This is a genomic window from Alkalimarinus coralli (assembly GCF_023650515.1).
Lineage (GTDB): Bacteria > Pseudomonadota > Gammaproteobacteria > Pseudomonadales > Oleiphilaceae > Alkalimarinus > Alkalimarinus coralli.
The window spans coordinates 389,118-400,931 of the sequence record NZ_CP096016.1; the positions used below are offsets into that span (position 1 = coordinate 389,118).

9 protein-coding genes are annotated in these 11,814 nt (G+C 44.7%); 6 read left to right on the forward strand and 3 right to left on the reverse strand.

The window, feature by feature from the left end; translation table 11 throughout:
• Positions 1 to 83 precede the first annotated feature (83 nt).
• Entirely contained in the window at positions 84 to 251 is a 168-nt protein-coding gene (locus MY523_RS21895; protein ID WP_338021713.1) for a type II toxin-antitoxin system ParD family antitoxin, read from the reverse strand.
• 655 nt (positions 252 to 906) lie between these two features.
• On the opposite strand from MY523_RS21895, the gene MY523_RS01685 reads away from it, so the two are divergent.
• Positions 907 to 1,176: a type II toxin-antitoxin system ParD family antitoxin gene (locus MY523_RS01685; protein WP_250657080.1), complete on the forward strand. Its 270-nt coding sequence runs from the start codon at positions 907 to 909 to the stop codon at positions 1,174 to 1,176.
• 326 nt (positions 1,177 to 1,502) lie between these two features.
• Here MY523_RS01685 and MY523_RS01690 read toward each other — a convergent pair whose 3' ends face one another.
• Positions 1,503 to 2,417: a WYL domain-containing protein gene (locus MY523_RS01690; protein WP_250657081.1), complete on the reverse strand. Its 915-nt coding sequence runs from the start codon at positions 2,415 to 2,417 to the stop codon at positions 1,503 to 1,505.
• A 159-nt stretch (positions 2,418 to 2,576) separates the two neighbouring features.
• Between MY523_RS01690 and MY523_RS01695 the strand changes: the two genes are divergently transcribed.
• The 5 genes from MY523_RS01695 to MY523_RS01715 are packed head-to-tail and all read left to right on the forward strand — an operon-like array spanning position 2,577 to position 10,737.
• Positions 2,577 to 3,551: a virulence RhuM family protein/type II toxin-antitoxin system death-on-curing family toxin gene (locus MY523_RS01695; RefSeq protein ID WP_250657082.1), complete on the forward strand. Its 975-nt coding sequence runs from the start codon at positions 2,577 to 2,579 to the stop codon at positions 3,549 to 3,551.
• 5 nt (positions 3,552 to 3,556) lie between these two features.
• The gene (locus MY523_RS01700) at positions 3,557 to 5,041 is read left to right on the forward strand and encodes a DUF3375 domain-containing protein (RefSeq protein ID WP_250657083.1); all 1,485 of its coding nucleotides are present in this window, start codon (positions 3,557 to 3,559) and stop codon (positions 5,039 to 5,041) included.
• A 12-nt stretch (positions 5,042 to 5,053) separates the two neighbouring features.
• Positions 5,054 to 5,893, forward strand: coding sequence for a DUF4194 domain-containing protein (locus tag MY523_RS01705; RefSeq protein ID WP_250657084.1), 840 nt, complete (start codon positions 5,054 to 5,056; stop codon positions 5,891 to 5,893).
• Positions 5,886 to 9,347 (forward strand): ATP-binding protein, encoded by a 3,462-nt coding sequence (locus MY523_RS01710; protein WP_250657085.1) that lies wholly within the window; start codon positions 5,886 to 5,888, stop codon positions 9,345 to 9,347. The genes MY523_RS01705 and MY523_RS01710 overlap by 8 nt, the downstream gene beginning before the upstream one ends.
• Positions 9,337 to 10,737, forward strand: coding sequence for a Wadjet anti-phage system protein JetD domain-containing protein (locus tag MY523_RS01715; protein ID WP_250657086.1), 1,401 nt, complete (start codon positions 9,337 to 9,339; stop codon positions 10,735 to 10,737). Before MY523_RS01710 ends, MY523_RS01715 begins: the two co-directional genes overlap by 11 nt.
• Here MY523_RS01715 and MY523_RS01720 read toward each other — a convergent pair.
• Positions 10,701 to 11,693 (reverse strand): LysR family transcriptional regulator, encoded by a 993-nt coding sequence (locus MY523_RS01720; protein ID WP_250657087.1) that lies wholly within the window; start codon positions 11,691 to 11,693, stop codon positions 10,701 to 10,703. The two genes, MY523_RS01715 and MY523_RS01720, sit on opposite strands and share 37 nt — an antisense overlap.
• Between the last annotated feature and the right edge of the window lie 121 nt (positions 11,694 to 11,814).

Below are 11,814 nucleotides of genomic sequence, written 5' to 3' on the forward strand. Positions count from 1 at the left end.
CATGTAAGCCTGTTTTGCACTGGGCAATGACTTCTGCGACGATATCGTTGATGGGGCGGCTACTTTCACCGCTTTTCTCACCCTCAACTAAAGCGTTTTCCAAGGCTGTTATCTTGGCTTCTTCTTGTTTCGAGCAAGCGCAAAGCAGCTCTAACAGCTTCGCTTGCTGAGCCGTAACGCCCGCTGTTAGTCAGTTCGATTAAAAAATCGGTGAAGTGATCACCTAAATTGATACTGGTTGTTCGTGCCATGATTTTCACCTCTCAAGGTATATTACTATATTTTAGTAATTGAGCATGCGGTAACCATTAAAAAAAGGTTTGTGCCAGACTAGTAGGTCGTAAATGTTAGAGAAACAGAATTGCCTTCAGACCTGAAGAGAATGCTCGCTTTATTTCGGCTTTCCCATTTTAGGTAATGTAAGGTTTCGATGAAAGTTGACTCTGTTCTTATGACCGCTATTCATCAGCTCCAAATATCACTATGCGATTTGAAGTTAGTATTATTCAGCGAAAATATAAGTAGTGCCAGCGCCTTTTTCTGGCACTTTTACTCCTAAGTCCTGCTAGGCATCTGTATGCTCTGGTCACGACCTATTTTTTAACAAGTCAGGTGTCTCAATTTAGTTTTGTGACCTATTGAACGTAAAAAAATGCTATTGAAAAATCCCTGAATTCCTCAATATAATTAATGCGTTACGATTGGGAAATATTAAGCAGTCTAAAAACCTATAGGGAAGAATTAAATAGCTTTCTTCGCGGAAGAATTCAATTTTTCACAAGGTGTGTTTTAGGCTTTCTCGAGTGATTAGGGAAGAATTAAATGGAATCCCACATCTTACCAAGTTGACCGAAAGTGGCGAAAAATCATCAAATAGCCCAGGGTTTTAGGGGGGGGGAGAAAGTCTTGCCAATTTTTGCCATCGGGGCTGTTCTAGAGTCTATGAGTACGATGAATATATCCCTACCAGATACCCTTAAAGGTTTCGTTGATGATCAGGTCAATCAGCGAGGCTTTGGCTCGAGCAGTGAATACGTCCGAGAGCTGATTCGTAAGGATCAGGATCGGGCACAACTCCGTAGCCTGTTGCTTGAGGGTGTCGAATCCCCTGTTGCGCTCGAAGCAAACCAAAGCTACTTTGGTGGTCTGCGTGACCGTATTCGTCAGCCTAAGTGAAGTTCAAGCCAGCAAATCTGCGCGAGAAAGCTTCACAAGACGTAGATCAGATCATTGAGTATTACCCACCGAAGCAAATGAAGAAACAGCTCTGGGCTTCGTCGATGCCTTGGAGAAAGGTCTCAAACACGTCGGGCGTAACCCAAAGTCCGGTTCAACCTTTGAAAACCCCAAGATAATCCTCCGCACCCAGAAAACATATCAAGCACATGATATTTTATGAGATTACCTCGAGTACAAATTTACTAACTAACAACATTATTTCTCTCACTAGTTACTGCTTCTCCCAATAGGGTTTATGTTTTTAAAGGAGTGGATTAGCCAAATCAATTCATTGTGCTCAAATTGTCTGAATTAAACCCTGGCGCAATCGCTAAATTTTCTACCCCATAAAGCGTAGGAGTGTTTTCTAGCCACAAATGAAATTCACGGCCCTCCAACGAATGATCGACTGAGCAATCGATATTCCAGTGCCTTAGCACGTAACCAGCAACTGCCGCTCGCACTTGTATTCTTAGCATTCCATTTACCATTCCGTATTCGGTCTCAATGGTTTCTGGGTGTTTCAGGTTAGGGTGCGGAACAATGTGCATTTCAACAATACGGTTCCACTGAATATCGTCTTCTTTCGTTTCAGGCTTCGTAATTTCTGTATTGAGCAGTTTCGGTTTTGCCATACGGTTAATGACAAAGTCGGTGAACCGCTCTCTTTTTCGATCAAAGGCTCTTACATGCCAGCGAAGGCCATTATCGACCAGCGCAAAGGGCACGATTTCTCGCTGGTTTAAGCCACTGGAAAGGGATCGGTAATCTATCTTAAGCGCCTTTTTCTGGTGAATGGCTTTGGTGATCTCTGCCAGTACATCCAGGTTTGGCCAAGAGAATGAAAGGTTAAGTTGAGTTGGTGACTCTGCGGTGACCAAAGACATGCTGCCTGATACTTGATCATCTCCCAGTCCGTAGCATAATGCCGATAAGGCTTGGCTCCCTTGATAGTCAAACAGGGGTTTGAATTGATCGGCTTCTATATAGGTCTTGGCTTTTGTGTCGTAGATAAGGTTTTTAGGTGCCAGTTCTTTATACAGAGATATATCCCGAGTTGCAGCAGCGGCTTTAATGCCAAACCGGCTGACCAGATCATTTCTGTTGACTGCGCCTAAAAAACGTAGCTTGAAATCGATATGAAATAGCCTTTCTTGCTGCGCTTGGCTGATGTCTGCTAGTGCTTTGTTTTCAATCAAGGGTTGAGGGCCTTTGTTTTATGCCTTAGTGTTTAAAATGATGATCAAATTTATCATGGATCATAATACTGATAGCTTATGTGTGTCAATAATAGAAGTTGACATCATCAAAATGATGATGATATCGTTTGTGTAACTTGCTGAGAAGTGTAAGGTCAGATGATGAATAGCCACATAGAGATATTCGAAAGCCAGGATGGCAAGACTCAAATACTAGTGAAAATGGAAGATGAGACGGTATGGTTAACGCAAGAGCAGATGGGTGAACTTTTTGGCAAGGCTAAATCTACCATTAATGAGCATATCAGGAACGTGTTCAAAGAGGGTGAGCTTGAAGAGGCTGAGGTGGTGAGAAAATTCGGAAATTCCGAATTTTCTACCAAGCCCACAAATGCCTATAACCTGGATGTCATTATTTCCGTTGGTTATCGCGTAAAGTCCAAACAAGGCGTTCAATTCAGAAAATGGGCCACTGAGCGGTTAAAGGAATTGCTCACTCAAGGATATACCTTGAATCAGCAACGCTTTGAACAAAATGCTCAAGCATTAGAGCAGGCGCTTAATTTGATTAGGCGTACCGCCCAGTCCCCTGAGCTGGAGTTAGCCGCGGGTCGTGGTTTGGTGGAAATTGTCAGTCGTTACACGCAAACTTTTTTATGGCTGCAGCGTTACGATGAGGGTTTGCTGGAAGAACCAGAGGGGCAAGCAGGTGGTTCGCTGCCCTCTGCTAAAGAAGCAACCACTGCATTGGAAAACCTGAAAACCGAGCTCATGGAGCGAGGCGAGGCAACGACTCTTTTTGCCAATCCAAGGGGTGAGGGTTTGGCAGGTATTTTCGGTAACCTGGAGCAAACTGTGTTCGGTAAACCTGCTTATCCATCCATTGAAAGTAAAGCGGCACATCTTCTTTACTTTGTGATTAAAAACCACCCTTTTTCAGACGGTAACAAACGCTCAGCGGCTTACCTGTTTGTCGATTTTCTGCATCGAAATGGTCGACTGCTCTCACCATCAGGTATTCCTGTAATCAATGATACCGGATTGGCGGCCCTGACATTATTAGTCGCGGAATCTGACCCGAAGCAAAAAGAAGTGATGATTCGCTTAATTATGAATATGTTAGCGGAACACTAGCGGTCATGAGCTTCCAACAAAAGCAAGCCACTTATCGTCGGCTCTATTCCGAGCATGCCGCATGGAAACTATTAAGAGCCGATAATGCGCCTTATATATTGGCTTTTATTGCGGATCTATTTTCTGAGGAAAGTGAAATTTCCTATGGTCGCGCTCGAATCATGCTGGATGCGGAAATAGAGCGTAGCCGTGAATTGGGTATTTGGTCCACAGAAACCTCTGCGGCGACTTATCTGAACCAGTGGATTCGAGCCGGTTGGCTGCGAGAAATGGATGATGCTTTAACCAAGACCGACGCAAGTGAGATTGCGCTTAGGTTCTGTAAGGGCTTGGATGAAAGAAACTCTGGCACGACAGCCTCACATTTACGTATTGTTCAGGAAGCGGTTCGCGACTTGGCTGTTGCTATAAGCCCTAATGTAGATGAGCGAGTCACCTTACTGGAAAGTAAAAAAGCAGAGATTCAGCGCGAAATAGATGCGCTCCAAGCCGGCGTTGTGCCTGAGCTTAGCGAAGTCGAGCAACGAGAGCGTATCCGGGAAATCTACCAACTTGCTTCAGTGTTAACCGGTGACTTTCGACGCGTAGAAGACGAAATCAGGGTGTTAGACAAAGACCTGAGAGTGCAGATAATCGAGGGAGATGCGTCTCGCGGTGATATTCTTTTATCCGTTATGGAGAAAGAAGCATTGCTTTCCACCACTGAGGCCGGAAGCGCATTTGAGGGGTTCTTTCAATTGCTCTGCGACCAAAACAGATCAATGGAGTTTCGCGAGCAACTTCGTAGCATTTTGAATAGGCCTGTTGCTAAGCAGCTATCTGGTAGTCAGCAACAATTCTTGAATCAACTGATGCGAGAGTTAAGCCGCGAAAGTGATCGAGTTTTTCGCATTAGGCGTCGCACAGAAGAAGGTCTTCGTTCTTATATCGAAAGTGGCGCTGCGGCAGAAAACCAAGCGGTTGATCGCTTGCTATCAAAACTTGAAAGGCAGGCTGTGTTGTTAAGGGATGGGATGCGTGATGACGGTTTAGGCTTAAGAGTGGACTTAAAAACCGAAACCACGCTTAGTTTACCTGTTGGCCCCATCGAAATTAAGTCACCAGAAGCTATGCGACTAAGAAACCCTGACGATAAGTTAGACACATCAGGTGTGGAAGAAAAAGCAAACAGTCGTGAACCAAGCGCTCATGTTCTCGATTGCCTGGATGCGGTTCAAGTGAGGGAGATTGCACATAAAGCATTTGGCTCCCTCAAAGAACATGGCCCGATGTCGATAGCCGGGCTGGCTGCTAAGAATCCATTGAAGTCTGGTTTGGAAGAACTGGTTGCCTATCTCCGAGTGGCCAAAGCAGTGGGTGCAACGGCCTTGGAGCAAAAAGAAGAGGTGGCATTGATGGATAAGCAAGGTGTTATGTTGAAGGCATCAATACCTACTTACCTGTTGACCCTCGATTTATTCCCCGAAGATATTGATGAGCTTTCACTCTAGCAGGAACTTTGTATGGCTGAAGAATTGAATTCAAATAGCTTTTTCTCGATGGTGACAGGAAACCGAGAAAACGGTAATGACGATAATGATATAAAGTCGCCTGCGCACAACGATACTAATAACATGACTGAGGATGATTCGGTCATAGATGATTCGGTCATAGATGATTCGGTCATAGATGATTCGGCCATAGATGATGCAACACTGGCTGGGCCAAATGAGTCGGCAATGCCTCATGATGCCAGGCGAGTGCTGGTGCATTTAATGCGGCAAGGTTCGGTGATGGCTTCGCAAAAGTCCAAACTCTTTGAGTTACTTTGTCGACATGAAGCCGCAATACGAAAGCACTTGTCGGAAGTTTATCTGCAGTTGGTTCTCGATCAAAAATCAGGGGTGGCGTTTATTGCGAGCATGGATTCTGAGCATGCTGAAGACGCAGATAGGGATGAACAGGAAACTGAAGATGCCACAACACTTATCTCAAAAAGAACCCTATCGCTGTACGACACGCTGATATTGCTGGTGCTTAGAAAACATTATCAAGACAGAGAGTCGGCCGGAGAGCAAAAAATCACCATAGACATTGAACGTCTTGAATCCTATCTCACCCCTTTTCTGCCAATTACTGATCATGCGTCTAAAGATCGAAAAAAACTACTGGCCAGAGTGAAGGAGATGGTTAAGAGAAAAATATTATCAACGATTCGCGGGGTTGAAGATAGATACGAAATTACTCCGATTATTCGCTATGTGGTTAGTGCGAGTTTTTTAGAGTCGATGCTAGAGGAATACCGTGCACTAGCGGCCACACAGGTTGAGTCTGGGCCGACAGAAGGAGGTGATTATGTCTGACCTTTTTGGCAATACAGAGCATACAGCCCCTGTGACCCACAAGGAATTATTTTCTCAAGGCCAAATTCGATTAGCGGAGCTGTCGGTTTACAATTGGGGCTCTTTTCATGGCTTGCATACCGCCTCTATCAATCCTGATGGAACCCTTGTGACCGGCGATAACGGTGCTGGAAAGTCGACCTTTATTGATGGACTAATGGCTCTACTCTTACCGGCAGGCAAGGCAACTTTTAACGTTGCTGCGGCTCAGGGTGATCGTTCAGATCGTTCTCTTTTATCTTATATGCGCGGCAGCTTTGGAACTGCTCATGATGGGTCTTCTACACGGGTCAAAAGTAAGCGTGAGAAAGGGGTTGTAACCGGACTTAGGGCGCTTTACCAATGTGAAGATGGTTCAAGTATTACCCTGGCAGCGCTTTTTTGGACAGCGAGTTCAACTAATACACTTGGCGATGTTAAGCGGGTTTATCTTGTTGCAAAAAGGAGCATGCAACTAAAAGAGTTGTTGGACGCGTTTGGTGAAGGAAATGCAAGGCAGCTGAAACAATGGCTGCGCGATGATTCAGCCATTACTGATTGTGATAGCAACTTTACTGATTACCAGGAGCTTTATCGCAAGCATTTATACATGGACAACAAAAACGCACCTGCTTTGTTATCGCGAGCGCTGGGTCTCAAGAAGATAGATGATCTTACAAAACTGATCCGTGAACTAGTCTTGGAACCCAGTGGTGTAAAAGAGGATGCGAAAAAGGTTGTTGAAGAGTTCTCTGATCTCGTCGCCATCCACGAGCAGCTGATTGATGCCAAAGAACAAAAAACACACTTGACTAGATTACCTGAACTTTCTGAATCCATTGCCGAATCCAAGCTTGCTTTAGAGAGGCTTCATCTGCAGAAAAATCATTTGAGTGTTTACTTTGGCGAGGCACTTTCACTACTTTGGTCAAACAAGCTGAGTGAGTTGGAAGAAGAACTGGAATCGCTTGGAAGGACTATTGCTAGAGCCGAAACAGAAGAGAAGGATGCACAGGAGTCGGTTGAAAAAAGGCATGAAGAATACCTCAATCAGGGTGGCGATAAGATTGAATCCCTAAAGAAAGATATCCTATACGCTAAAGACAAGCTGAACGTCGTCATACAAACATCTTCAAATTATCAAAGTGATTGTCGCAGCTTGGCGTTGGATACTGATCTGAATGAAGAGATATTTCTTTCCAATAAACGCGAAGCGACAATAAAGCTAGAAAAAATAGAAGACGATACCAAGCAAAGCCAGGATGAGTTTGGCGGAATTGCTGCTCAGTTGAGTGAACGGCAAAAAAGCTTAAACAATATTAAAGACGAGATTCGAGAGATAGAGGCGCGTCCGGATTCAAACATTGATGTTCGCTATCAGCAGCTTCGTGATGAAATGATCGCATCACTAAATTTATCTGATAATGAGTTGGTATTTATCGGTGAGTTACTGGATGTCAACGACGAAGAGAAAACTTGGCAAGGCGCAATTGAACGAGCATTAGGTGGCCTAAGGACGACTTTACTAGTCCCTCAAAAGAGTTACTCAATGGTGACTCGCTGGCTCAATACGCGGCACACCGGCTTGCATGTGCGCGCCCAGGTCGTGATGGAAAATAGCGCTCAAGATAAGTCAGCCTCAAATTTTACTGAATTTAATGAGCGCGGCTACCTTCGTAAACTGGTCTGGAAAGATCACTCATATCGCGATTGGCTCAAAAGCCACTTGAATAAGTTTGATTTGCGATGCGTGTCTGGCACAGACGAGCTTGATGCCACGCCATTCTCAATGACAAAGGAAGGCCTCGTGCATATGGAGCGAGGCCGCTTTGAAAAGAAGGATCAGCGAAAGGTAGATGATCGAAGAAGTTGGAGTCTGGGGTTTTCGAATAAGTCACGTCTTGGTCTGTTGAATTTGGATAAACAACGCACTGAGCTGGAATTGAAGAAGCTGCATGCGGCAACAGAGCAAGCACGGAAAGCGATGGATCAGGTGAATGAGCGAAAACAGCTATGGGAGAGGTTGGATTTTTATGTATGGGAGCAGATAAATGCACCATACTGGCAACAGCGCCTGGATACAGTAAAAGCTGATTTAGCGGCGCTTGAGCAAGCAGGTGGAAGTCTGGAACTCGCTAAATCACGCTGGGAGTCAGCTAAGAAGCAGTTGCTGGATATTCAAGAAAATAAAGAGCAACTCAAAAAAAATGAAGGCGCATTGGAAAACAAGAGAGATGATGCGCAACAACAGGTGGGAAAGTACCAGCTGCTGGCGTCATCAGGCATGACGGATGAGGTTAGAATCCTGCTTTCGGACAGGGTTGGTGTCGTCACATTAGAAACCGCCGATCAGCAACCGGAGTTTGAAAAAGCTTTGGATCGTGAGTTGGAAAAAGTGCGCTCGGCAAAAAATACTGCCGAGAATGCCGCGAATGGAATTATGGGGTCGTTTAGAGGAAAAGATAAATGGCAGCCCCTTACGGTTGATTGGCCTACAGGCCTAGAAGGTCTTCAAGATTATTTGGGTCATTATTTCTATATTGAAAAAGAGGGGTTGCCCGAGTTAATTGACCAGTTCAAAGAACGCTTAAATAAACACGCAACTCAATCTTTGGCTCGAATCCAGCAGAGCCTTCAATCTGAAAGAGAAGATATCCTGGAGCGGATCGGTACTATTAATCGTGTGTTGAGGCGTACTGAGTTTAAGCAAGGCAGTCATCTAAAGCTTGGCTCAAAACGAGAAAAGTATCCACATGTTCAGGACTTTGATAGGAAGGTGAAGCTTGCACTTCAAAAATTAACAAGTGGTGATCACGAAACCCAGTTTAACCTTCTGGCGGAGGTTGTGGAAATCCTTGAGAAAGCGAGTGCGCCAGGAACCTCCAACAATATGGAAAGTTTGAGGCTGTTAGATCCCAGATATCAAATGTCATTCTTTGCTGAAGAGCGAGATTCTAAAACAGATGAAGTCAGAGACGTGCTTGAATCGAGTAGCGGCAAATCAGGCGGTGAGAAAGAGTCCTTTGCCGGTACTATCGTAGCCGCTAGTCTTGCTTACGTGTTGACTCCCGATGGCTATGATAAGCCTATTTATTGCACCGTGTTTTTGGATGAGGCCTTTTCAAATACCGCTGAGGCAGTAAGCCGAAGAGTTCTTCGTGTCTTCAAGGAGCTTCATATACATGTGAATCTGATTACGCCCTATAAAAATCTAAACCTGGCGCGAGAATCGGCGAAATCATTGCTCATTGCCGAGCGGGACCCTGAACTTCATGAAAGCCACTTATGTGAGGTGACATGGGAGGAAATTGATCGGCGCATGGCTGAGCAAAAGAGCTCTGAGCTAAAAAATAAGATAGCAGCGGAAATAGAACTAACAGACTTAACTGATGATGCAATCCTAACTGATAATGAAGTGCAGCTCGATGACATCTGAATTAAACAATGACCCCGATTCGTTAAAGTCTGATTCATCAAGACCAGGCTGGGGCTTACTTCCACAAGATGTCCTTCAAGCGTTGAAAAATAAGCACTGGCAGAACTCAAGAAAGTTGAAAAGCTTGCTGAGTGGTGGGGTTTCATTTCCATTGGTCGTTCCTTTGAAGCCTCCAAGGGGTAATGCGGCAATCCAGAATATTGGCCACTTTCAGAACTTTGTATCGTCTTGGAAGGCGTTTTCTCAAGCTGATTTTCAAGAATCTGGTCAGGGTACTGGCCAAGAAAGAAGCCGACTTTATGGAAAGGGTGAAGAGAGTAAAAACACAGGGTGTGAGGTGGTTTGGGAAAAGCGGAATTTCCGTTCGCTCGCTGAGCAGGATGTTCCCACACATCTAAAGATTTTAGATATAGGGTCACTTGCCTGCATTCTTGGTCCGAACGAAGAGCGTCAACTGCAAAACTGGCTTTCCAAGATTCGCTACATTTTTGAACAACTTTCACCGCAATCCTTTTCACTACAAAGAGAGGGTCATCAAGCCAGCTCTTATGAGGGAAGCTCTTCCCATGACTCTTTCCATAAGAACAGCGACCAGAACTTATTCCAAGCATTAATTGATCATCTAGAAACGTTGGATAATTTCGACAAAGATGATTTGGAGCTGTTGGTGAGATTATTGCCACAGCTACAAAAAGGAATGGGTGAAGGGGGCTATCTCAGGGCGTTACCCGTCACTTTTGTTGATACTAAGTTCATCGAGAAAAATTCACGAATAATTGAGTCTGCCGCTACTGCATTGATTGATAAGAGCGTTAAAGATACAGGCTTAATAAGCTGGCTTGATTGTAAAGAAAAACCGAAGGATTGGTTGTTGGTTAAGCCGCTATGCGAGAAAACCAAGGCTTTATTAGGTGGTCTACCACTGCTTCGCCTGTCCTCAGACACTTTACAAGAATTTGAGTTACCTGCGAGAAATATCTTGGTGGTCGAGAACGAACAGTCCTGTCTGGCACTGCGCGATGTTCGTAACACAATAGCGGTCTCGGGAGGAGGAAAAAATATTTCATGGATGAAGGCTGGCTGGTTGGCTGATAAAAATGTTGGTTACTGGGGAGATATTGATTCTGAAGGCATGGCTATTTTGAGCGATGCTAGAAGTAAGCTCAGTAGCATTACTCCACTAATGATGGATGAGCAGACGGTCAAAACTTTCGCAGACCGTATGGTTTCAGGGCCTGACTCCGTAGCGAAAACCCCGGTTGCACTGACTGATAAAGAGCTGATTCTATTTAACGGATTACGTGCTGACCATTACGCCAATAAGAGATTGGAGCAGGAGCGGATACCTGTGGACTACGTGCTGGAATCCTTAAGATTATGGTTGGGGTAATCTGCAATCTGCTCTGCATCCACATTAATCATTGATTTGAAGTTACTCAAATTCTCCATGACGAACTCTAAAAAGGCGTTCATCGCGGGTGTTTGATGTTTGGCTTTCTGATAGACCACGCACCATGATCGTTTAAGTCTGAAATCGTCAATAGGCACGACCTTTAGTTGTCCTAGCTTTAGCTCGGGGAGGATGCTGTGTTTCGGTAAAATAGCTACGCCGAGCCCTGCGATAACCGCATGTTTTATTGCATCGTTAGACCCCAATTCCATTTTGGGTTTTAGGTCGAGCCGGTTTTGATGGCAGTACAGCTCTAGTGCAAGGCGGCTACCTGACCCTTTCTCACGTATTAACAGATCTCTTTCGAGGAAGTCACTGATGGAAGGATTGTTGGTTTTAAGGAGTTCGTGGTGTGGGTTGGTGACCGGCAAAAATTCGTTATCAAGGAATGGAATTGAAGTCAGTGGTTTCTCTTCGGGTACGATGCCCATAACAACAAAGTGATCTTTGTTTTGGCTGAGGCGCTGAATGGCCTCAGCCCGGTTAACCACACTGAGGTTTATATTTACAGCAGGGTGAATATCTAAAAAACTCTTTAATAAATAGGGTACTACATACTGTGCCGTGTTCACCGCTACCAGATTTAAATCACCTGCTACATGCCCTTCTAAGGCCGCCAGGTCAGTCTGTAAATAGCGCAGCTCGTCAAACATCACATGGATGCTTGATGCGAGTTTCTCGCCAGCAGGGGTGCAATAGAGCTGCCTTCCAACATATTCAAATACGGGGACACCGATGGCCGATTCGAGTTGACGAACTTGGCTGCTAACAGCGGGTTGGGTCAGCCCAAGTATGTCACCGGCTTTGGAGTAACTTTTTGACTGATAAACGCTCAGGAAAACCTGTAGCTGCCGGAACGTTAGTCGATTGACCAGCTTTTGAACGGTTAATGGCATAAGTTCTCCGAATCGAAACCATTTATTTTTATGTATAAGTTATTACTTATAGCTGAGCATAAATATATCAATTTTACATTATATCTGTAATTGCTAATCTATCGCTAATTCACGCAGGTTA

Excerpts from the sequence above, each read along its gene's own strand:
- MY523_RS01695 (WP_250657082.1), top strand. The coding sequence starts at position 2,577 with ATGATGAATAGCCACATAGAGATATTCGAAAGCCAGGATGGCAAGACT.
- MY523_RS01710 (WP_250657085.1), top strand. The coding sequence starts at position 5,886 with ATGTCTGACCTTTTTGGCAATACAGAGCATACAGCCCCTGTGACCCAC.
- MY523_RS01700 (WP_250657083.1), top strand. The coding sequence starts at position 3,557 with ATGAGCTTCCAACAAAAGCAAGCCACTTATCGTCGGCTCTATTCCGAG.
- MY523_RS21895 (WP_338021713.1), bottom strand. The coding sequence starts at position 251 with ATGGCACGAACAACCAGTATCAATTTAGGTGATCACTTCACCGATTTT.
- MY523_RS01720 (WP_250657087.1), bottom strand. The coding sequence starts at position 11,693 with ATGCCATTAACCGTTCAAAAGCTGGTCAATCGACTAACGTTCCGGCAG.
- MY523_RS01705 (WP_250657084.1), top strand. The coding sequence starts at position 5,054 with ATGGCTGAAGAATTGAATTCAAATAGCTTTTTCTCGATGGTGACAGGA.
- MY523_RS01715 (WP_250657086.1), top strand. The coding sequence starts at position 9,337 with ATGACATCTGAATTAAACAATGACCCCGATTCGTTAAAGTCTGATTCA.